Annotated in this window: 22 protein-coding genes; 15 read left to right on the top strand and 7 right to left on the bottom strand. The window is 44.6% G+C overall.

The features are described 5' to 3' along the window. Positions 1-24: 24 nt before the first annotated feature. Positions 25-507, bottom strand: a complete 483-nt coding sequence (locus MHB62_RS04430; protein ID WP_003244538.1) for a MarR family transcriptional regulator — start codon at positions 505-507, stop codon at positions 25-27. Positions 508-678: 171 nt separating this feature from the next. Between MHB62_RS04430 and mprF the strand changes: the two genes are divergently transcribed. Further along, a complete protein-coding gene (mprF, locus tag MHB62_RS04435; protein ID WP_003242495.1) occupies positions 679-3,249 on the top strand; it encodes a bifunctional lysylphosphatidylglycerol flippase/synthetase MprF in 2,571 nt (856 codons plus the stop codon). 17 nt (positions 3,250-3,266) lie between these two features. On the opposite strand, the gene MHB62_RS04440 is transcribed toward mprF, so the two are convergent. Continuing rightward, positions 3,267-4,244, bottom strand: coding sequence for an ABC transporter substrate-binding protein (locus MHB62_RS04440; RefSeq protein WP_003242746.1), 978 nt, complete (start codon positions 4,242-4,244; stop codon positions 3,267-3,269). 130 nt (positions 4,245-4,374) lie between these two features. Between MHB62_RS04440 and MHB62_RS04445 the strand changes: the two genes are divergently transcribed. The 4 genes from MHB62_RS04445 (at position 4,375) to MHB62_RS04460 (ending at position 8,072) form a co-directional block, all read left to right on the top strand. Beyond that, complete coding sequence (locus MHB62_RS04445) at positions 4,375-5,376, top strand: iron ABC transporter permease (RefSeq protein ID WP_003242478.1); 1,002 nt, start codon at positions 4,375-4,377, stop codon at positions 5,374-5,376. Next, complete coding sequence (locus MHB62_RS04450; protein ID WP_003233568.1) at positions 5,373-6,404, top strand: iron chelate uptake ABC transporter family permease subunit; 1,032 nt, start codon at positions 5,373-5,375, stop codon at positions 6,402-6,404. Before MHB62_RS04445 ends, MHB62_RS04450 begins: the two co-directional genes overlap by 4 nt. A gap of 114 nt (positions 6,405-6,518) precedes the next feature. Further along, a complete protein-coding gene (locus tag MHB62_RS04455) occupies positions 6,519-7,400 on the top strand; it encodes a PhzF family phenazine biosynthesis isomerase (protein WP_032723009.1) in 882 nt (293 codons plus the stop codon). Positions 7,401-7,487: 87 nt separating this feature from the next. Beyond that, a complete protein-coding gene (locus MHB62_RS04460; protein WP_032723010.1) occupies positions 7,488-8,072 on the top strand; it encodes a nitroreductase in 585 nt (194 codons plus the stop codon). Between the two features lie 38 nt (positions 8,073-8,110). On the opposite strand, the gene MHB62_RS04465 is transcribed toward MHB62_RS04460, so the two are convergent. From MHB62_RS04465 to MHB62_RS04475, 3 genes are all read right to left on the bottom strand, one after another. Next, positions 8,111-8,302, bottom strand: a complete 192-nt coding sequence (locus tag MHB62_RS04465) for a YfhD family protein (RefSeq protein ID WP_003233561.1) — start codon at positions 8,300-8,302, stop codon at positions 8,111-8,113. A 66-nt stretch (positions 8,303-8,368) separates the two neighbouring features. Further along, entirely contained in the window at positions 8,369-8,479 is a 111-nt protein-coding gene (locus tag MHB62_RS04470; RefSeq protein ID WP_003223230.1) for a YfhE family protein, read from the bottom strand. 54 nt (positions 8,480-8,533) lie between these two features. After that, positions 8,534-9,445: a TIGR01777 family oxidoreductase gene (locus MHB62_RS04475; RefSeq protein WP_003244332.1), complete on the bottom strand. Its 912-nt coding sequence runs from the start codon at positions 9,443-9,445 to the stop codon at positions 8,534-8,536. Positions 9,446-9,533: 88 nt separating this feature from the next. Here MHB62_RS04475 and recX point away from each other — a divergent pair, with 88 nt between their 5' ends. The 3 genes from recX (at position 9,534) to MHB62_RS04490 (ending at position 11,981) form a co-directional block, all read left to right on the top strand. Next, a complete protein-coding gene (gene recX, locus MHB62_RS04480) occupies positions 9,534-10,328 on the top strand; it encodes a recombination regulator RecX (RefSeq protein WP_003233555.1) in 795 nt (264 codons plus the stop codon). A 1-nt stretch (position 10,329) separates the two neighbouring features. Beyond that, positions 10,330-10,644, top strand: coding sequence for a YfhH family protein (locus tag MHB62_RS04485; RefSeq protein ID WP_003233553.1), 315 nt, complete (start codon positions 10,330-10,332; stop codon positions 10,642-10,644). Between the two features lie 143 nt (positions 10,645-10,787). Continuing rightward, on the top strand, positions 10,788-11,981 hold the full coding sequence (locus tag MHB62_RS04490; RefSeq protein WP_080010604.1) for an MFS transporter: 1,194 nt from the start codon (positions 10,788-10,790) through the stop codon (positions 11,979-11,981). A 31-nt stretch (positions 11,982-12,012) separates the two neighbouring features. Here MHB62_RS04490 and MHB62_RS04495 read toward each other — a convergent pair whose 3' ends face one another. Next, complete coding sequence (locus MHB62_RS04495) at positions 12,013-12,165, bottom strand: small, acid-soluble spore protein K (RefSeq protein ID WP_003223241.1); 153 nt, start codon at positions 12,163-12,165, stop codon at positions 12,013-12,015. 124 nt (positions 12,166-12,289) lie between these two features. Between MHB62_RS04495 and MHB62_RS04500 the strand changes: the two genes are divergently transcribed. From MHB62_RS04500 to MHB62_RS04525, 6 genes are all read left to right on the top strand, one after another. Then, on the top strand, positions 12,290-12,559 hold the full coding sequence (locus tag MHB62_RS04500) for a YfhJ family protein (protein ID WP_003243789.1): 270 nt from the start codon (positions 12,290-12,292) through the stop codon (positions 12,557-12,559). A gap of 144 nt (positions 12,560-12,703) precedes the next feature. After that, positions 12,704-13,222 (top strand): SH3 domain-containing protein, encoded by a 519-nt coding sequence (locus MHB62_RS04505; RefSeq protein WP_032677434.1) that lies wholly within the window; start codon positions 12,704-12,706, stop codon positions 13,220-13,222. 84 nt (positions 13,223-13,306) lie between these two features. Beyond that, a complete protein-coding gene (spdL, locus tag MHB62_RS04510) occupies positions 13,307-13,639 on the top strand; it encodes an SdpC immunity protein SpdL (RefSeq protein ID WP_032677433.1) in 333 nt (110 codons plus the stop codon). Further along, a complete protein-coding gene (ephM, locus tag MHB62_RS04515; RefSeq protein ID WP_003233547.1) occupies positions 13,626-14,486 on the top strand; it encodes an epoxide hydrolase EphM in 861 nt (286 codons plus the stop codon). The genes spdL and ephM overlap by 14 nt, the downstream gene beginning before the upstream one ends. A gap of 231 nt (positions 14,487-14,717) precedes the next feature. Continuing rightward, complete coding sequence (locus tag MHB62_RS04520) at positions 14,718-15,707, top strand: glycosyltransferase family 2 protein (protein WP_003233546.1); 990 nt, start codon at positions 14,718-14,720, stop codon at positions 15,705-15,707. Between the two features lie 71 nt (positions 15,708-15,778). Continuing rightward, the gene (locus tag MHB62_RS04525; RefSeq protein ID WP_003233545.1) at positions 15,779-18,364 is read left to right on the top strand and encodes a YfhO family protein; all 2,586 of its coding nucleotides are present in this window, start codon (positions 15,779-15,781) and stop codon (positions 18,362-18,364) included. On the opposite strand, the gene MHB62_RS04530 is transcribed toward MHB62_RS04525, so the two are convergent. After that, complete coding sequence (locus MHB62_RS04530; RefSeq protein ID WP_003244136.1) at positions 18,357-19,340, bottom strand: metal-dependent hydrolase; 984 nt, start codon at positions 19,338-19,340, stop codon at positions 18,357-18,359. The two genes, MHB62_RS04525 and MHB62_RS04530, sit on opposite strands and share 8 nt — an antisense overlap. A gap of 215 nt (positions 19,341-19,555) precedes the next feature. Between MHB62_RS04530 and mutY the strand changes: the two genes are divergently transcribed. Continuing rightward, a complete protein-coding gene (gene mutY / locus MHB62_RS04535; protein WP_003243838.1) occupies positions 19,556-20,665 on the top strand; it encodes an A/G-specific adenine glycosylase in 1,110 nt (369 codons plus the stop codon). Positions 20,666-20,668: the final 3 nt, after the last annotated feature.

The raw sequence follows: 20,668 nt of genomic DNA on the forward strand, positions 1-20,668 counted from the left end.
TTTGCGGATGACAGACTTACTGATTTATTCTTTTTTCGCATTCTCTAATGCTCTTGAAAGGATAGACAGCCCTTCGTAAACAGCCTGCTTTTCTTCAGGGGACAGCAGCTCTAATGAACGCTTCAATTTCAGGTGGCCCTTTTCATACAAACCCCGGAAAATCTTTTTCGCATTCTCTGTCAACTGAACAACTACAGAGCGGCGGTCCTCTTCAGAATGTGAGCGTTTGACAAATCCTGATTTTTCAAGCCGGTCAAGCAGCCCAGTTGTATTGGACAGGGAAGCCCCCATTTTTTCAGCAATGTCGCTCACTTTCAATGTTCCATGGTTGTTTAATAGCATCAGCACCTTCATTTGCGGCATGCTCATATCCAGTTTCATCCACTCGGACACATCACCGAGCCCGGCGGACGTTAAGACTTTCATATAGAGCACCCATATTTCCCGTTCCTCCGATGAAAGAATGTTTTCGTTTAAGACTGTTGTATCGTGTAAATTATATTCCATTTCATCACTTCCTCATCATTCACTCCTCTTACCATATTACTCGATTTTCACTCCTGAAAGAAAGTGAGCAGAAACCGCATGCGGGACTTTGTCCGTAAAATAACGGTAGTGTATAATGAGTTGGAGATTATTGGGGGAGAGGATCGAACTAGAATATGATTGGAGAGACCATTGCTGATTAAAAAGAATGCTTTATCAATATTAAAAATCGTTTTTCCTATTGCTGTTTTGCTATTTGTTATTTATCAATCGAAAAAAGAACTGACAAATCTGTCATTCAAACGTACGCTCATGGTCATCAACGGACTGGAACGAACGGATTTATTCATGCTTGTGTTGATCGGCTTGCTGGCTGTTGCGGCTATGTCGCTGTATGATTACGTCCTGAAGTACTCACTGCGCCTATCGATCACAAACGGAAAAGTTTTCAGGGTTTCCTGGATCGCCAATTCATTTAATAATGTGTTGGGATTCGGCGGTTTAGCCGGAGTCGGGTTAAGAATGATGTTCTATAAGGAGCATACGAAAGACCATAAGGCACTCGTGAAAGGAATCGCCTGGCTCACATCATCTATGCTGCTCGGATTATCTGTTTTCAGCATTTTCGTTGCTGCGAGAGTGCTGCCAGTTGATGAAGTGATTCATGAGAAGCCTTGGCTGTGGGCGGTCGTTATCGGTTTTGCACTGATATTGCCGTTATCTTTAGCGGTGTCCAAAATAAAAGACCGCAAAGCTGGGGACGAAGAGAATGCGGATAAAGTGAAAAATCCGATTTTCGCATATATTGGAGCTTCAGTTGTTGAATGGCTCATGGCCGGGACCGTCATCTATTTTGCTTTGTTCGCTATGGGCATTCATGCAGATATCAGGTATGTGTTCGGGGTGTTCGTCATTGCGGCGATCGGAGGAATGATCAGCCTCGTGCCGGGCGGCTTCGGCTCGTTTGACCTTTTATTTTTGCTGGGGATGGAGCAGCTTGGCTATCATCAAGAGGCCATCGTTACTTCTATTGTGTTGTACAGGCTCGCCTACTCATTTATCCCATTTATCTTGGGACTGTTCTTTGCCGCCGGCGACCTGACGGAAAATACAATGAAGCGGCTCGAAACGAACCCGCGCATCGCACCGGCAATTGAGACGACAAACGTTCTGCTTGTTGTTCAGCGTGCGGTATTAGTGAGAATTTTGCAAGGCTCGCTTTCCCTTATTGTGTTCGTAGCAGGTCTGATTGTCTTGGCCTCAGTTTCCTTGCCGATTGACAGGCTGACGGTTATACCGCACATTCCGCGCCCGGCGCTTTTGCTGTTCAACGGCCTGTCCTTAAGCTCAGCGCTCATTCTGCTCATTTTGCCGATCGAGCTTTATAAACGGACAAAACGTTCCTACACGATGGCCATTACAGCGCTTGTCGGCGGCTTTGTGTTCAGCTTTTTAAAAGGGCTTAACATCAGCGCGATATTCGTACTGCCGATGATTATCGTATTGCTTGTGCTATTGAAAAAACAATTTGTCCGCGAACAGGCATCCTATACACTGGGACAATTGATATTCGCTGTGGCGCTGTTTACTGTGGCGCTCTTTAACTACAATCTGATCGCGGGCTTTATTTGGGACCGGATGAAGAAGGTGCTGCGTCACGAATATTTCGTCCACAGCACCTCGCATATTACACATGCAACCATCATGGCGATCATCATTGTGCCGCTGTTCTTCTTGATATTTACAGTGGTCTATCATAAGAGAACGAAACCGATCGGAGAGAAAGCTGACCCTGAGCGTCTTGCTGCGTTTCTCAATGAAAAAGGCGGCAACGCGCTGAGCCATCTTGGTTTTCTTGGAGATAAGCGGTTTTATTTTTCTAGCGATGGAAATGCACTGCTTCTGTTTGGGAAAATCGCCAGAAGGCTGGTCGTGCTCGGCGATCCATCTGGCCAAAGAGAATCATTCCCGCTCGTGCTGGAAGAATTTCTGAACGAAGCGCATCAGAAGGGATTCAGTGTTTTGTTCTATCAAATTGAACGAGAGGACATGGCGCTGTATCACGATTTTGGCTACAACTTCTTTAAATTGGGTGAGGAAGCATATGTAGATTTAAATACATTTACCTTGACTGGGAAGAAAAAAGCCGGCCTTCGGGCAATCAATAACCGCTTTGAGCGGGAGGAGTATACTTTCCATGTGGATCATCCCCCATTTTCTGATGCGTTTTTGGAGGAGCTGAAGCAAATCTCAGACGAATGGCTCGGCTCGAAAAAAGAGAAGGGATTCTCGCTCGGATTTTTTGATCCTTCCTATTTACAGAAAGCGCCGATCGCCTATATGAAAAATGCAGAAGGAGAGATCGTTGCATTCGCAAATGTCATGCCGATGTACCAGGAAGGAGAGATATCGGTCGATCTGATGCGCTATCGCGGCGACGCTCCAAATGGCATTATGGACGCATTGTTTATCCGTATGTTTTTATGGGCAAAGGAAGAGGGCTGTACGTCATTTAATATGGGGATGGCACCCTTGGCCAATGTCGGCACTGCCTTTACATCCTTCTGGTCCGAAAGGTTTGCCGCTGTCATTTTTAATAATGTCAGATACATGTACAGTTTCAGCGGCCTAAGAGCCTTTAAAGAAAAATATAAACCGGAGTGGCGAGGGAAATACTTAGCGTATCGGAAAAACAGATCTCTTTCTGTCACCATGTTCCTCGTTACACGTCTGATTGGCAAAAGCAAAAAAGACTCCGTCTAATAAGACGGAGTCTTTTTTTATTTCGTTTTTAAGAAGTAGGTTTCAATATCATCAAGCAGGTAGTTTGCGGCTTTAATTCCGCCTGCGGTTGTCCATACGACGTCATCGACTTCATGTGCATTACCTGACTTCACGGCCTTCAGGTTTTTCCATAGTGAACTGCTTGTCCACTGATTGGCCCATTTTTCATTTTCTTTTGCATTATCGGCTTTATAAGTGAAATAAAACAGCACATCAGCATCCATATCAGGAATAGATTCTTTACTGTCGGTTGAGAACGTAAATTGGTCCTTTTGTTTCTTAAACAGTTCCACTTGTTTTTCAGGGCGTTTGAAGCCAAGCTGGTCTAAAATAATCCCAGGAAATGAATCGGTATAATAGATTCTTGATTCACCGGATAAAAAGCGTACGACTGAAACGGTTTTGTTTGTCTGGTCGCCCAGCTTGTTTTTTAAATCAGAAACACGTTTATCAAAATCGGCAATGACTTCCTTGCCTTTGTCCGCCTTATTCACCGCGTTGGCGTATAGAGTCAGGTTATCCTTCCAGTTCCCGGCCAAAGATTCAGCAAAAACAGTCGGCGCAATCGCATTTAACTGATCATAAATTTTTTCCTGGCGCACTTTGTTTCCAATAATCAAATCAGGCTTTAATTCTGCGATGGCTTCCACATTCGGTTCCGTTTCAAGACCGACGTTTTTAACACCTTTCATGTCATCTTTCAGATAGTCATACCACGGGTCGCCCTTCCATGACTTTACGGCTCCGACCGGCTTAATGCCAAGCGCTAAGAGCGCCTCTGTTCCTTCATTAGTTAAAACAACAATCCGTTTTGGATTGGCGGGGATGTTGTCTGATGTCCCCATTGCATGTTTGACCGTTCTTGTTTTGCTGCTTGACACCTCGCTGTTGCTTGAACTTTCTGAACTATTACAGGCAGAAAGTACCATAACGGCCATTAAAAATACGAATAGCATGCTGATATGCTTTTTCATCTTTTTCCTCCCAATATTGAAATTCATTATCATTTAGATCATAATAAGCAGTGTTAAGAGTGTCAATCCCTAATTGAGGATTATTCTCAAAAACAAACATTACATAGTAAATAACTAGGAGAATTAGATCATGATCTGCAAAAAGGCATCTTCAAAATGGATTGTGTTAGTATGTCTGATTTTCATTTTACTGACGGCTGTCTGCGCAAGCGTCGTGTATGGCTATACAGGTACGTCATGGAGACAGGTCTATCAGGCGTTTACTTCCTTCAATGGAACAAATGAGCATGTCATCATCAAGGATGTCAGGCTTCCGCGCGCTTTGGTTGCGACAGTCGTCGGCGCCTCGCTTGCAGCCGCGGGCGCTCTCATGCAGGCGCTCACAAAAAATCCGCTTGCGTCACCGGGGATTTTCGGGATTAACGCCGGTGCAGGTTTTTTTATTGTTGCCGGATCGTTTTTTCTGCATATTCAGTCACCTCAGGCATTAGTATGGAGCTCGTTTCTGGGGGCAGCATTTACCGCTGCGATCGTCTATGCAGCAGGCTCGCTTGGAAGAGAAGGGCTGACGCCAATCAAACTGACGCTGGCGGGAGCTGCCATGGCAGCCATGTTTTCTTCTCTGACACAGGGCTTGCTGTCTGTCAACGAACTCGAGCTTGCCCAGGTGCTTTTTTGGCTGACTGGCTCTGTGCAGGGCCGGAGTCTGGATCTGTTGATGACGATGTTTCCATATGCAGCGGCAGCGCTGGTAATCTGCTTCTTTCTCGGCCAAAAAATTAATCTCCTCGTTATGGGAGAAGATGTGGCAAAAGGACTCGGCCAAAAAACAGGCCTGCTGAAATTTGTGATGGCGCTTTGTGTTGTCATGCTTGCAGGGTCCGCTGTCGCCATTGCCGGGCCGATTTCTTTTATCGGCATCATTATTCCGCATTTTGCCCGCTTTGTCGTTGGTAATGATTATCGCTGGGTTCTGCCATTTTCCGCTGTTTTGGGTGCCATTTTGCTTGTTTGCGCGGATATCGGTGCACGATATATCATTATGCCTCAGGAAGTTCCTGTCGGGGTCATGACCGCCATCATCGGAATGCCTGTGTTTGTGTACATCGCAAGAAGGGGGGCGAAGCTATGAAACTTCGTTTTGGCGTTACTGCGGCTGAAAAGAAAGCATGGATCGTCTTTTTAATTTTACTGGGGTTAACAGCTGCTGTACTCATCATAAGCGCAGGTCTCGGACAAAGGTTTATTCCTCCCTGGGATGTAGCAAAAACATTCTTTGGTGCAGGTTCCAAGCTGGATGAACTGATGATCATGTCGTTCCGCATGCCAAGAATTTTGACGGCTTTATGCGCCGGTGTCTGCTTGGCAGCGGCAGGCGCGATATTGCAGGGGCTCGTCAGAAACCCTCTCGCATCTCCGGATATTATCGGAATAACAGGAGGAGCGGCGGTAGCGGTCGTGCTTTTAATGATGTTCTTCTCAGACCGCAGCAGTTCACTTACGATCAGTCTGTCATGGCTTCCAGCAGCCGCATTTATCGGCGCATCGGCTGTCGGGCTCATCGTCTATTTACTGGCATACAAAAATGGCGCCTCCACATTTCGGCTGGTGCTTATCGGAATCGGATTTTCAATGTCGGCGCAGGCGATGACTACCCTGTTGATGATCAAAGGCCCGATTTACCGAGCATCACAAGCCAATGTGTATATCACTGGGTCAGTTTATGGGTCAAACTGGCAGCATGTAAAAATAGCTATTATCTTATCTGTCATTCTCTTATTCATTTGTTTTGTCGCGCTAAAAAATATGAATATACAGGTGCTGGGTGAAGATATTGCGGCGGGTGCAGGAAGCGCTGTGCAGCGAAATCGTTTTTTCTTGCTACTTTTGAGTACGGCTCTTACTGGTTGTGCAGTTTCAGTTGCCGGCACAATCGGTTTTGTCGGGCTGATGGCGCCCCATATTGCAAGACGGCTTGTCGGCTCATCTTATGGCGCGCTGCTCCCAGCGTCGGCACTTATTGGAGCTCTGCTCGTTTTAACAGCTGATATCGTCGGCAGAACCTTATTTGCTCCGGTGGAAGTGCCGGCCGGCGTCTTTACAGCGGCTATCGGCGCACCTTATTTTATTTATTTGCTCTATAAAACAAGAAATTCTTAATCGTTACACCCATTTTCTTAAAAAAGAAAATGGGTTTTTTTGATAATGACTGAAGATTCGTAATTATTTTTGCTATACTGACAGAGACATTGATAAAGAAAGGGCGGCAGATGAATGAAAGAAGCAGAGGTATTAAAATATGAAGCATTTACAAGCAGTCCCGGCAAAGGAAACCCCGCAGGCGTCGTTTTGCAGGGAGACGATTATACGGAAGACGAGATGCAGATCATAGCTGAGCGTGCCGGGTATTCAGAAACCTCCTTTATCCGAAAAAGCGAGTCGGCCGATCTTGAACTCCGTTACTTTACACCTGGACACGAAATGAATTTGTGCGGTCATGCGACAGTTGCTTCTCTTTACGCATTATGTGAGAAAAGAATGCTGGAGAGCGGTAAAACGTACAGCATCCAAACGAAAGCGGGTATCCTGCCTGTGAAGATTTCTGAAAAAGATGGCCGTATTCATATCACGCTTGAACAGGCCTCTCCGCAATTCAAACCATTTACAGGCGATCGGAAAAAACTTGCGGACGCACTGGGTATCACCGAAGAGGATTTTCATGAAGACCTTCCGATTGTGTTTGGCAGCACTGGCATATGGACAGCCATCGTTCCACTTAAATCATTGGAGGCTTCCAAAAAAATGGTGCCAGATAACAAACAATTTCCGGAAGTGTTAATTGATCTGCCAAAAGCTTCAGTCCATCCGTTTACCTTTGAAACCGTTCATCCCGACAGCGACCTGCACGGACGCCACTTTTCATCCCCGTATTCGGGAACGATTGAAGACCCCGTGACCGGCACAGCATCCGGCGTGATGGGGGCTTATATGAAACATTATGGAAATGCCGAGCAGCATAAATTTATCATTGAACAAGGGCAGGAAATTGGAAAAGATGGAAAAGTGGAGATCGAAATGAACGAAGCCGGCGGCCATGTGAAAGTGAACATGACAGGAACAGCCGTTTACTCAGAAACCCGTATTCTTAAATTCTAATACGGATGATGGTTTACAAAAAGATGCACTTTCCGTTATTATTATGAAATGATAATCATTTTCAATTGCATAGGAAGGTGAGACGGTATGCCTCAAACCGAACAAATACATCAGCATTCAGTACTGCGGGACATCATACGCAGCAGAAGATCGATTCGAAAGTTTAAACAAGAGCCAGTACCTTCAGCAGTCATTCTTGACATGCTTGAAACGGCAAAATATGCGCCAAATCACAGAGTGACAGAGCCATGGAGATTTATTTACGTTTCCAGTGAGACAGGTAAAGCGAACCTCATCAATACATTTGCAGCGTTCTCTATGAAATCCAAGCCGGATATGACAGAGGAAAAGCTTCAAAATTTCAAAAACACACTTGGGCGCGTTCCGGGATTTCTCCTCGTCGTGTTTCAGGAAGATGAAAACGAAAGAGCGCGGGACGACGATTTTGCGGCAACAAGCTCGTTAATTCAAAATCTTCAGCTTCTTGCTTGGGAAAAAGGAATCGGCATGGTTTGGAAAAGCGGAAAAATCCTTTATGACAAAGAAGTCCATCAGGCCTTTGGTTTGCAGGATAATGAGCGTTTCGCCGCCATCATACAAACAGGTTATCCTGACGAGGCGCCGGAAGTGAAAAAACGCACACCGATCCGCGACCGGTTTACTGAAATGTAAAAAGCCCCTTGTCTCAAACGGAGACAAGGGGTTTTTCATTAACGAGATTTCTTTTTCGCTCTGTTGTCGGCTGCTTTCGCACGCTCTTGCGCTTCGCGGTCATCTGCATCAGCAAGCTCGGTTGAATATTCTTCGTAAACGCCGTCAGTTTCCCTTTTTAATGCATCGGGAACTTGTGGAAGCTTTTGTTTGTTTTTATCACGGTTTTTGTGGATATGATTTCTGCCCATATCAAATTCCCCCTAAAAAGTGATATCAAACAAATATAGTATTTGGTTTTAAGGGGCTATGTATTCCTACTTCCGCTTAGCAGCTTTTTCCGCTTTTTTAAATTCGCCTGAATAAAGAACTTCCTGCATTTTCTTCAGGTTGGCGCCTTGCTGGTGCTTCTCCCTCTTTTTTTCCATAAAAAGGACCTCCTTCAACCATGTTATTCTTAAGGTTGACGCATCCTGCTGTTTTTATACAGTCTTTCGGTCCGCTATGAGCTGTGAGAGTGCAAATTCAAGATCCGAATATGTAAAACGAAATCCAGAGGTTATCGCTTTTTTCGGAAGAGCGCGCTGTCCTTTCACAATCAAAAGACTCATTTCACCCAATGCTTTTGATAAAAAGAATTCCGGGACGGGGAGCCAGTGCGGGCGGTGCTTCACCCGTGCAATCGTTTTTCCGAATTGCTTCATGTCCACAGGATTGGGCGCGGTGACATTCATTGGGCCTGAGATGCCGGCGTTTTCCACCGCATATCGGATCATCTGGGCCGCATCCTCGACATGAATCCATGACAGCCACTGCCTTCCCGTTCCGATCGTTCCGCCGGCCAGAAACTTATAGGGGAGAATCATGAGCGGGAGAGCGCCTTTTTCTCCAAGCATCACGCCAAATCTCGCATAAACCGTCCTGATGCCCATCGCCTCAATATGCTGTCCTTCCTTTTCCCACAGGTGTGCAGTATGGCTGAGAAAATCCTCATCTGACGTTGCAGAATCCTCTGTGAAAGTTTTCTCAAGGCTTGTGCCGTAAATGCCCACGGCACTGGCTTGGATCAATGTCTTCGGCTTCTCCTTCTGTTTCTGAATAAGCCGCTGCACTTCACGCGTCGCATTGATACGGCTGGAGAGAATGTGCTGCTTCGTTTTTTCTGTCCAGCGGCCAAAAATCGATTTTCCCGCAAGATTTATCCAGACATCAATATGAGGAAGTTCCTGCTCCGGTGCGGCTCCTTCCGACAGCCATTGGACATATGTCATATTTTTTTGTTCAGTTTCCCTTGCGTTTCTTGATAAAATATAAACATGGTGTCCCTGGCGGGTAAGAACGCCTGTCAGATGCTGGCCGAGAAAACCGGTTCCGCCCGTCATTGCGATATTCATGAACATCTCTCCTCATCGTTCTAATAAATATACTTTACCTCATTGTAATAAAAGAAAACGCGTTTCAGGCCTGAGAAGGGAGATTAAGATGCCGTTTATTACAAAAATATCAACGCAAAAAAAGAATACGGAACGCTTCAATATTTTTCTGGATGATAAATACGCCTTCAGCGTGGACGCGGATGTGCTCGTGAAATTTGAGCTCAAGAAGGGAAAAGAACTCGATGATCTTGACATCATTGAAATTCAATACGGCGATGAAGTGAAGAAAGGCTTCAACCGTGCGCTTGACTTTTTATCCTATCGAATGCGGTCGACGAAAGAGGTCGAGGACCACTTAAAGAAAAAAGAAACCTCGCCCCCCGTCATTGCGGAAGTCATCCATCGGCTTAACGATTACAAGTACTTAAACGACCAGGAATTTGCCTCAGCCTATGTCAGCACTCACAAAAAAACAAACGGAAAAGGCCCTGATGTTTTGTTCAGAGAGCTAAGAGCGAAGGGAATTGATGACGATACAATTAAGGAGGCGCTAAGTTCCTTTTCCTTTGAAGATCAGACAAAGGAAGCGGTCAAGCATGTTGAAAAGCTTCTCAAAAAAGATAAAAAGCTTTCGACGAAAGAACTCAAACAGCGCGCCCAGCTGCAGCTTCAGCGCAAGGGCTTCTCATTTGATGTTATCAGCGCGGCGATGGATCAGATTGAATATGAAAATGATGAAGACACAGAGAAAGAAGCGCTGCGCCTTCACGCGGAAAAAGCGTTTAGAAAATACCGCTATGACGGCTCATATGAAAGCGCCATGAAGGTCAAACAATTTTTATTCCGCAAAGGATTCTCACTCGATTTAATCGAGCAATTACTGCAGGAAGAGGAGTACTGAAATGGAGAAACGATACAGTCAAATGACACCTCACGAACTCAATACCGAAATCGCATTACTTTCTGAAAAAGCAAGAAAAGCCGAACAGCATGGAATCATAAACGAACTGGCAGTGCTCGAACGGAAAATTACGATGGCAAAAGCATATTTGCTGAACCCGGAAGATTACTCACCGGGAGAAACATATCGTGTGGAAAACACTGAGGACGAGTTTACCATTAGTTATTTAAATGGCGTTTTCGCATGGGGATACAGAACCTCTTCCCCTCAGCAAGAGGAAGCGCTGCCAATCTCAGTATTGAAAGAAAAAGAATAAAGCGTAACGGGGAGGCTGATGATCAGCCTCTTTTTGTTTGCAGCACATTTACACGAATTCTTAAAGAAAAAATCATTGAATTCACTTGAAAAATCTTTTAAGATGAAACTCGTTGTTTTTTAAAATCAAAGGAGGCGATGACGTTGAGTATCAAAAACCCATCTGTAAAATTTATTATATTTGTTCTTATGATTTGTACATTTTCAATCGGCTATACAGAATACGCGGTGATGGGTATTTTGACGTCGATTGCCAATGACTTTCATATACAGGTTTCATCCGCAGGGCTTCTTGTCACGGCTTATGCGGCAAGCGTTTGTTTGACAGGGCCGCTCGTCACCATCATTTCCGTCAAGCTTCCGAGAAAGCCTGTGCTTCTTGGGCTGATGACGGTTTTTATCCTTTCCAACCTGATGAGCGCACTGGCGCCGAATTTTGCGGTATTGGCCATTTCAAGAATTTTATCTGCGTCCATTCACGGCGCTTTCTTCGCGATTGCCATGGTATTCGCAAGTGAAATGGTTCCGCCGGAAAAGCGTGCTGCAGCTGCTGCTTCAATGAACGGCGGACTGACAGTGGCTCTAATGCTTGGTGTTCCATTCGGCTCTTATCTCGGAGATGTCCTGAATTGGAGAGCGGTGTTTTCCATCATTACGGCACTTGGTGTCATCGGATTTTTAGGCCTTATGGCTGCCGTGCCGAACAGAAAACCAAAAGTGATCCCAATGCTTATGAATGAGTGGGGGGTTTTTAAACACAAACAAGTGCTGTTTTCCTTCGCGATTACCATTTTAGGCTATTCCGGTGTCTTTATCGCCTACACCTTTATCGAACCCATTTTGAGGCATTCAGCCGGATTCAGCACGGTTGGCATTACAGGTGCTCTCTTTGCGTATGGATTGGGAGGCGTTGCCGGGAATTTCTTTGCTGGAAAAGTACCGCTGCCTTTGCTGACTCGGACGATGATCGGCGTAATGATCGGTTTAATCGGTGTTCTGGCTGTATTTCCTTACATCGCCATTTACCCGGCTGCAGCCATTGTGGCAACGTTCCTATTCGGGGCATGCGCATTCGGCACGCCGCCTCTTCTGCAAACAAAGGTCATTTCCTCATCTGAGGGCGGCACAACCATTGCCGCAGCTGTCAGCGTATCAGCATTTAACCTTGCCAATGCCCTTGGTGCATGGATCGGCGGAATGATTTTAAACGGAACAGGCTCTTATTCCTGGCTGTTTGCAGGAGGTGCGCTTATGACTGCATGCGGACTTGTGCTTTCTACCTTCGCACACTTATCAGAAAAGAAGAGCGTCTACGAATATCAAGTCAATAAAGGGTAAAAACAGCTGCAGTGTATGCAGCTGTTCTTCTTTACCGTTTGCCTGAGGCTCTCATTCTTTCTTGAGGATGCTGATTGATAGATCCGTCAGCACGCTTTGAAGCATAGTCGTCCTTTGCTCTCGGTTCACCCTGAAATTTGTTTTCGTTTTCGTAAGGAAATCCTTTTTCTTTATTTCGGACCATGTCATATCCCCCTAGATTCGAGATCAAAAAGTTGCGTCTTTCCAGATGAAGACGTAAGGTTAGTATATGGAGAACACCACGTAATAAAGCGTTATTTTTTTCCTGAAGAAAGGAGACTGCACACATGAATATGTACATTGAGAAACTGACTAATCTGCTTCTGGAAAAGAACGAGATGATCAGCTATATACAGGCAAAAACGTGGGTGGAATTGTTATGGAGCGATTTCGAAGCAACCTATGCAAAAGCCGGACACGCCTATCAAGGTGAAAAAATGACTGAAAAAATCGTCACACAATGGATTGAAAACTATGGCGGCCAGCTCCACCTTTTTCAAAGCTCCCGTAACGACGTGAATGATTACTTAAATCAAAGCAGAGGCCTTTTGCACTAAAAACCTGCCGTTAACGACCGGCAGGTTTTTTCATTTTCTTAAAATTACCTTAACAGGAAGAAATCATAAACAAAACATGTTTCACCAGCCTGTCAATCAGGGAATACCACTTATATCTTGTCAAAATGCGAGGAGGAGCTTTATATGAAAAAGAAACAAGTAATGCTCGCTTTAACAGCTGCCGCAGGACTGGGTTTGACAGCACTTCATTCCGCTCCCGCAGCAAAAGCTGCGCCCCTTCACGACATATCTGTCAGCATGCCATCATCCGATACTTACATCATAAAAGCAGGAAAACTGAATGTCCGGACTGAGCCAAATCATGAAGGTGATATTCTCGGCACTGTATCATCAGAACAAAAGGTAAAAGTCGATAGGTTCGTAAATGCCGATTGGGCTCAAATTCATTTCAAAGGAAAGAAAGCATATATTTCAACTCACTTTTTAATGAAAACCGCAAGCCAAGCGAAAACAACGAAACAGACAGCCTTCTATGCACCGACGCCCGAAAATGGAAAAGCTAAACAGCTCTCATCTGGAACAGAGGTGACAATACTTGGGTGGGGATTCAGTGAAAACGGCGGATTTGACTTCACTTGGGGGTTCGTGGATTATGGCGGAGTTAAAGGCTATATTCACACAAAGGATTTACAAATGCGATAAAAAGGCAGGCCGAGGCTTGTCTTTTTGCCTATGCATGAAACATTTCTTCTTTCTGCACGTAACAATGAGAAAGGAGATGATGATATGACGGGTTTAGTCGGCGGAGGGCTTATGATCATTGCGGGCATACTGATCAAACTGTTTCCTCCCAAATCGATCAACAGTGTGTACGGATACAGAACGAGACGCTCAATGTCAGATCAAAGATTATGGAATGAAGCGAACCGTTACAGTGCATCATTAATGATCCTGTCAGGCTTGGTGATTGCGGGAATGGGTTTGCTGCTGGGATCAAACTTGTTTATTCTTCAGCTTATCCTGCTGATTGCCGCCAGTGTCATAACATTTATGCTAACGGAGAAAAGGCTGAAAATCATGACGCACAGTCAAGGAGGAGATAGAAGTGGACGGAGTTAAATGCCAGTTTGTCAATACGAACGGAATCACGCTCCACGTTGCAGCCGCAGGACCGGAAGACGGCCCGTTAATTGTCCTGCTCCATGGATTTCCTGAGTTTTGGTACGGCTGGAAAAATCAAATCAAACCGCTTGTTGATGCGGGTTACCGGGTCATTGCTCCTGATCAGCGGGGCTACAATCTCAGTGACAAACCGGAAGGAATTGATTCGTATCGGATTGATACATTAAGAGATGATATCATCGGGCTTATTACGCAATTCACTGATGAAAAAGCAATTGTCATCGGGCATGACTGGGGAGGGGCTGTTGCATGGCATTTGGCTTCCACACGCCCGGAATATCTTGAAAAACTGATCGCGATCAATATTCCGCACCCGCACGTCATGAAAACCGTAACGCCGCTTTATCCGCCGCAATGGCTGAAAAGCTCGTATATCGCATACTTCCAGCTCCCCGATATACCGGAGGCATCACTAAAGGAAAATGATTATGAAACATTAGACAAAGCGATTGGATTATCCGACCGTCCCGCGCTTTTTACATCCGAGGATGTCAGCAGGTACAAAGAAGCGTGGAAACAGCCGGGCGCACTGACAGCTATGCTGAACTGGTACAGAGCCCTCAGAAAAGGAAGCTTGGCAGAGAAACCCTCTTACGAAACAGTACCTTACCGAATGATCTGGGGAATGGAAGACCGCTTTTTGAGCAGGAAGCTTGCGAAAGAGACGGAAAGGCATTGCCCGAATGGACATCTCATCTTTGTTGATGAAGCTTCCCATTGGATTAACCACGAAAAGCCAGCCATCGTCAATCAGCTGATTTTGGAATATCTTAAGAATCAATAAGCTAAAATTTCTCTCCATCCGTCTGTCATAATGGCAGACTTTTTCTGTGCGTTTTTTTCATAGTCTGTTTTAAACATGACAAAATAACATTAAAAATCATGAATGTCACCATAAAATTGTAACAAAAAACAGGTTTAAACGACTTTAAAAAAAGGAATAGCCTTACTGAAGATTTGTGTAAAACTCCCCTAAGGCAATACTTAAAAAGAATAATAAAAAGAAGGTGCCTTAATGAAGCAAGGATTAATCTCGATTATTATCCCGTCTTACAATGAAGGGTATAATGTCAAACTCATTCATGAATCTTTAAAAAAGGAATTTAAAAACATTTATTATGACTATGAAATATTCTTCATAAACGACGGAAGTGTTGATGACACGCTTCAGCAGATCAAAGACTTGGCAGCGACGTGCAGCCGGGTAAAATATATATCTTTTTCTCGAAACTTTGGAAAAGAAGCCGCAATTTTGGCGGGCTTTGAGCATGTTCAGGGCGAGGCGGTTATTGTAATGGATGCCGATCTGCAGCATCCGACATATTTGCTGAAGGAATTTATCAAAGGCTACGAAGAAGGGTATGACCAAGTCATTGCCCAAAGGAACAGAAAAGGGGACAGCTTTGTCCGCTCACTCTTATCATCTATGTATTACAAGTTCATTAATAAAGCGGTGGAAGTCGATTTGCGTGACGGTGTCGGTGACTTCAGATTGTTAAGCCGCCAAGCTGTGAATGCACTTTTGAAGCTGAGCGAAGGAAACCGCTTTTCAAAAGGCCTTTTTTGCTGGATTGGCTTTGATCAGAAAATTGTATTTTATGAAAATGTCGAACGAAAAAACGGCACCTCCAAATGGTCGTTCAGCAGTCTGTTTAACTACGGAATGGACGGCGTCGTTTCATTTAATCATAAGCCGCTGAGATTATGTTTTTATACAGGCATTTTCATCCTGCTGCTTTCCATCATTTATATCATTGCCACATTCGTTAAAATTCTGACTAACGGTATTTCTGTGCCTGGGTATTTCACCATTATCTCAGCAGTGTTATTTCTCGGCGGAGTACAGCTGTTAAGCCTTGGAATTATAGGTGAATATATCGGCCGAATCTATTATGAAACAAAAAAACGCCCGCATTATTTGATCAAAGAGGCGAATATCCCGAACAAAGACCTGCCTGAAACGAACGAATTAAAAAGCATGCGGCGTCTGACAAAAATGCACTGAAAATACCAAGCGCCATTGGCAGTGCTTTTTTTGCGTGTCTATTATCTTAAAAGCAAGACTGGAGAATTTATATGAAAAGAAAACATATCATGATCTATGCGGCCAGTTTGCTGGTGTCCGTTCTGGCACACGCTTTTTTTGTGAAAGAATGGGCGGAAGGCAGGTATATGACAGGTCCGGGTGACGGGCTTGCGCAAATGATCGTATTTAAAAAATTATTATTTGACCAATATACACACGGGAATTTTTTCTACAATTATTCATTCGGACTTGGCGGCGGCACATTCAGTCAGCTCGGCTATTATTTTTCCGCGTCTTTTCTTTTTCTTGCTGTGTCCGCCGCTGTTTGGCTGCTTCAAGCCGTCCAGCTGATCGGAGAAGCGGATACGCTTTTTTGGGCAGAGTCAGCTGTTTTCATCAGTATTTTTAAATTGAGCTTGATCATCTTTACGTCCGCTTCTGTTTTTCATTATCTTCTTAAGCACAGGGCGGCATCGTTCACGGGAGCCGTGTTATACGGCGTCTCAATTATTTATTTCCGTCACGAAGCGTATTGGGAATTTTTCACCGATACAATGGTTTGGCTTCCGCTGCTTGTGCTTGGTGCAGAAAAAATTATTAGAGAGCGGCGTCCGGCGTGGTTTATCGTTGCGTGTTCGCTGACGTTAATCAACAATTTTTACTTTGCATACATAAACCTTATATTCATCGGAATCTATGTGCTGTTCAGATGGCTGATCCGTTTGGAACCACATGAAGAGAAAAGATGGATTCAAATCAGATTATTTCTCGTTTCAGGCTTCATTTCTTTTGGCATCAGTGCGGCGGCGTTTGTGCCGGTAGTATACGGTTTTTTAAACAACCTGCGCCCTCCATACAGCCAGAAAATAGAGTGGCTCAATTTCGATGATAATATCTTATTTTCGAGCCGGATCATCATTGTGCCGGCCGCTTTTCTGCTGTTTTTGTTTATTATTTCTTTTTACAAAAACCGTGTGTTTCGTCTCTTTGCCGGGTTGAGCCTGCTGTTCATTCTGTTTCATTTCAGTCCGTATGCGGCAAGCGTCTTTAACGGTTTTTCCGCCCCGCAAAACCGGTTTGAATATGTTCTGGCCTTTACCATTGCGGGAGCAGCTGCGGCTGGTTTGTCACAGCTGTCTGAATTGAAACGGAAAGAACTGCTCCCGGCCGCAGCTGTCGTCCTGCTTCTTTACTTGTATCATATTCAAAGGTATAAGCTCGATATATGGAAGCCTGCGAATGAAAGTATTCTATTGCTCTTACTCATGACAATCGCAGCCTTGTTTGCTGCAGCTTTTGCGAAAAAACGGGCAAAAATGGCTGTGTACGGTATAATCATTCTTTCTTCGCTGTTTGTCGCCAACTCCTATCAAAAATACGCGCTCTCAGAAGGCGGCGATTTGGATAGTGTGACAAAAGAATATCTTACAAGTGAGGAATACAGAGGGCGGGAATCATCTGAGCTCATCAGACGTTTACAGAAGGAAGACGATGATCCGCTCATGAGAATCGACTGGATGAACGGGGTCCGCAATAATACGCCAATCATTTACGGATTTAATGGCTTCAGCGCGTATTCCAGCATTTTAAACAAAGATCTGCTGGCCTTCTATTGGAATGATTTAAGCATCGATATGGGCAGGGAAAGCGTCAGCCGTTACGCGTCATTGGGAGACAGGGCGAATTTATACAGCCTGCTTTACGGCAAATATTATATGACCGAAAAAACAAACGAAGCCAGCGTCCCGTACGGCTTCAAAAAGCATTTAGAAACAGAGCATTATGCAGTTTATGAGAATCAGTACATGCTTCCATTCGTTAAAACAGCGGATGCCATATACAGCGAAAGTGAGCTGGATCGATTGCCCGCTCTTGCGAAAGAACAGGCGATGCTGAAAGGAATTATATTAAAAGATCCATCAGGAAAAACGGAGCAGACACCAAAACCGTCCAATTTGATCACCAAGTCGGACATCACCGCAAAACAAGCCCAGTATCAAAACGGGCTGCTAACCGTAACTGGAGAAAACGGAGGAGAGCTGATCATCACCCCGAAACAGCCATCATCCGCTCCGGGAGACTACTATGTCAGCTTTTATTTGAAAAACAAAGCAAAAGACAAAGGATTTACGTTAAAGGTAAATGATTATGTCACAACAAGGAAATCGAACAAATCGATCTATAAAACCGGAGTAAATAATATAACGGTAAGAGTGCCTAAATCAGGCCATATCTCAATCAATCTTCCGAAAGGAACCTATGAGCTGAGAAACATAGCGCTCTATGAAGAAAATTACCAAACGCTGAAAAACGCTGTAATGCAAAATAAAACAGAGAAAGCAGACAAACTGAATTGGAACAAAAATCGACTGACCTTTGCCTATCATCTGTCAAAAGACCAGTACATCATGCTTCCGATCCCATATGAAAAAGGCTGGGAGCTGAAGATCAACGGAAAAACACAGAAGATCGAAAAAGCGGATTATGCTTTTATAGGCTTCAAGGCGCAAAAGGGAGACAATCACATTGAGCTGACTTACTATCCGCCATACTTCAAAATATCGGCGATCATATCTCTCGTCAGTCTGCTGCTTGCTGTTTTTTATATAAGACGTAAAAAGCCCGGCTCTATATAGAGCCGAGCTTTAATTTTTTCTGAAGTTTTTCTTCGCTGAATATCCATCCCGTATAGGATGAACGAATCGTGAGATCATGGCCGATATGAACAATTGCGACAAACGGATAATGGCCTTTGCTCCGATAACGCAGGTCGATAAATCTCACCTCATAATGATCTTTAAACGTATCCACTTCCCACCGGTATACCGGAGAAAAGGACAGAAACGCCGCGATGTTATCATCCTGCTTTGCCGCATGCATTACATCGGTTTCAGGAACAGGCACCCGATTAAATGTATCCAGAATCACGACATGTCCTTCCATGCTTCTTCCTACATAGAAAGCATGTGCTGTCGTCACTGCGATTCGCCATTGCCTGAATTTCATCGTTGGAGAAATAATAATGCTTTCGATCTCATCATGAATCATCTCATGAAGCTTCCGTTTAATTCTCAGCTGCATGATCAGGCGCACCAAGTAGTAGCCTACCAATATGATATATAAGCTGAGAAACGTGATGCCGGGACTCCCGCCTGCATACCAAATCGCGATAGCTGCCAGATGGCTGATAAAAATAAACGGATCAAACGTATTAATCAGCCCGAGCGCAACCCATTTTTTCGAAAACGGACGAATGGCTTGTGTTCCATAGGCGTTGAATATATCAACAAAGACATGCAGAACGACTGCCAGCAGTGTCCACAGCCACAGGTGCAGAAAATCGGCCTGAGGATAAAATAAATACAGAATCGCCGGGATGATGACAGACCAAAACAAAACGGCGGGAATTGAATGGGTAAATCCTCTGTGATTCCTTATATAAACAGCATTGTTTTTAAGCTTTAACACAGTATCAATATCCGGAGCCTGAGAGCCCGCAAGCGTTGCGATCATAACAGCGTGAGCCATTGCCGGATCTGATCCGACAACAGGATCAAGCGTCGCAATACCGCCCAGTGCGATGCCCATAACGACATGTGTGCCCGTATCCATAGGTGACCTCCTTGCAGGGTGATCCTGCACATTCACTTTGTAAGAAATTCCCCATTTTCATATACCCAATTTTTAAACTGATTCAATCGTTCTCATATGTTTCCGCTTTTTCTTTATTACTATTTAATGTAACATATTATCGTACTGTGCCCTTAGTGTACAACAAAAAACAGTCTAAAGAAAAGCGGGGCGCGAAAGACTGGGGAGAAACACATATGAACGTACTTGAAGACAAATTAAAACAAAAAGACATACAGCAATTTCGCGATGATTTAATCTCATGGTTTGAACGAGAGCAGCGCGTTTTGCCGTGGAGAGAGGACCAAGATCCATATAAGGTGTGGGTATCTGAAGTGATGCTGCAGCAAACGAGAGTAGAGACAGTGATTCCTTACTTTCTCCGGTTTGTAGAACAATTCCCGACAGTGGAAGCGCTCGCTGATGCTGATGAAGAAAAGGTGCTGAAAGCATGGGAAGGGCTCGGCTATTATTCGCGAGTCAGAAACCTGCAAAGCGCGGTAAAAGAAGTGAAACAGGAATACGGCGGCATTGTTCCTCCAGACGAGAAAGATTTTGGCGGGTTAAAAGGCGTCGGCCCTTATACAAAGGGAGCGGTGCTCAGCATTGCCTACAATAAACCCATTCCCGCGGTTGACGGAAATGTGATGCGTGTCATGTCCAGGATTCTATCTATTTGGGATGATATTGCCAAACCAAAAACAAGAACGATCTTTGAAGACGCCATACGAGCTTTTATTTCCAAAGAAAAACCATCTGAATTTAATCAGGGCTTGATGGAGCTTGGAGCCTTGATCTGTACGCCAAAATCACCCTCATGCCTGCTTTGCCCGGTTCAGCAGCATTGCTCAGCATTTGAAGAAGGCACTGAACGGGAGCTTCCGGTAAAAAGCAAAAAGAAAAAGCCCGGGATCAAAACCATGGCCGCGATCGTACTGACTGATGAAGACGGACAAGTGTATATCCACAAACGGCCGTCTAAAGGTTTGCTCGCCAACCTGTGGGAATTCCCGAATCTTGAAACACAAAAAGGGATCAAAACTGAGCGTGAACAGCTCATTGCTTTCTTAGAAAACGAATATGGCATACAAGCTGATATCAGTGATCTGCAAGGTGTAGTCGAGCATGTTTTCACCCACCTGGTATGGAATATTTCAGTGTTTTTCGGTAAAGTAAAACAAGTGTCGGATACCAGCAAGCTGAAAAAAGTAACGAAAGAAGAGCTCGAACAATTTGCGTTCCCGGTGTCACATCAAAAAATCTGGAAGATGGCAGGAGAAGCAGCCGCCATCTCGGCTGCTCCGTAAACC

The sequence above is a fragment of the Bacillus sp. FSL K6-0255 genome (assembly GCF_045040725.1).
In the GTDB taxonomy this organism is placed as follows: Bacteria; Bacillota; Bacilli; order Bacillales; family Bacillaceae; genus Bacillus; species Bacillus subtilis.

Coding starts and splice junctions, on each gene's coding strand:
- MHB62_RS04430 (WP_003244538.1), bottom strand. CDS start 507: ATGGAATATAATTTACACGATACAACAGTCTTAAACGAAAACATTCTT.
- MHB62_RS04440 (WP_003242746.1), bottom strand. CDS start 4,244: ATGAAAAAGCATATCAGCATGCTATTCGTATTTTTAATGGCCGTTATG.
- MHB62_RS04525 (WP_003233545.1), top strand. CDS start 15,779: ATGAAAAGAAAACATATCATGATCTATGCGGCCAGTTTGCTGGTGTCC.
- MHB62_RS04465 (WP_003233561.1), bottom strand. CDS start 8,302: ATGGGCAGAAATCATATCCACAAAAACCGTGATAAAAACAAACAAAAG.
- mutY (WP_003243838.1), top strand. CDS start 19,556: ATGAACGTACTTGAAGACAAATTAAAACAAAAAGACATACAGCAATTT.
- MHB62_RS04485 (WP_003233553.1), top strand. CDS start 10,330: ATGGAGAAACGATACAGTCAAATGACACCTCACGAACTCAATACCGAA.
- MHB62_RS04470 (WP_003223230.1), bottom strand. CDS start 8,479: ATGGAAAAAAAGAGGGAGAAGCACCAGCAAGGCGCCAACCTGAAGAAA.
- MHB62_RS04445 (WP_003242478.1), top strand. CDS start 4,375: ATGATCTGCAAAAAGGCATCTTCAAAATGGATTGTGTTAGTATGTCTG.
- MHB62_RS04520 (WP_003233546.1), top strand. CDS start 14,718: ATGAAGCAAGGATTAATCTCGATTATTATCCCGTCTTACAATGAAGGG.
- MHB62_RS04495 (WP_003223241.1), bottom strand. CDS start 12,165: ATGGTCCGAAATAAAGAAAAAGGATTTCCTTACGAAAACGAAAACAAA.
- recX (WP_003233555.1), top strand. CDS start 9,534: ATGCCGTTTATTACAAAAATATCAACGCAAAAAAAGAATACGGAACGC.
- spdL (WP_032677433.1), top strand. CDS start 13,307: ATGACGGGTTTAGTCGGCGGAGGGCTTATGATCATTGCGGGCATACTG.
- MHB62_RS04500 (WP_003243789.1), top strand. CDS start 12,290: ATGAATATGTACATTGAGAAACTGACTAATCTGCTTCTGGAAAAGAAC.
- MHB62_RS04530 (WP_003244136.1), bottom strand. CDS start 19,340: ATGGATACGGGCACACATGTCGTTATGGGCATCGCACTGGGCGGTATT.
- MHB62_RS04455 (WP_032723009.1), top strand. CDS start 6,519: ATGAAAGAAGCAGAGGTATTAAAATATGAAGCATTTACAAGCAGTCCC.
- MHB62_RS04505 (WP_032677434.1), top strand. CDS start 12,704: ATGAAAAAGAAACAAGTAATGCTCGCTTTAACAGCTGCCGCAGGACTG.
- MHB62_RS04460 (WP_032723010.1), top strand. CDS start 7,488: ATGCCTCAAACCGAACAAATACATCAGCATTCAGTACTGCGGGACATC.
- MHB62_RS04450 (WP_003233568.1), top strand. CDS start 5,373: ATGAAACTTCGTTTTGGCGTTACTGCGGCTGAAAAGAAAGCATGGATC.
- MHB62_RS04475 (WP_003244332.1), bottom strand. CDS start 9,445: ATGAATATCGCAATGACGGGCGGAACCGGTTTTCTCGGCCAGCATCTG.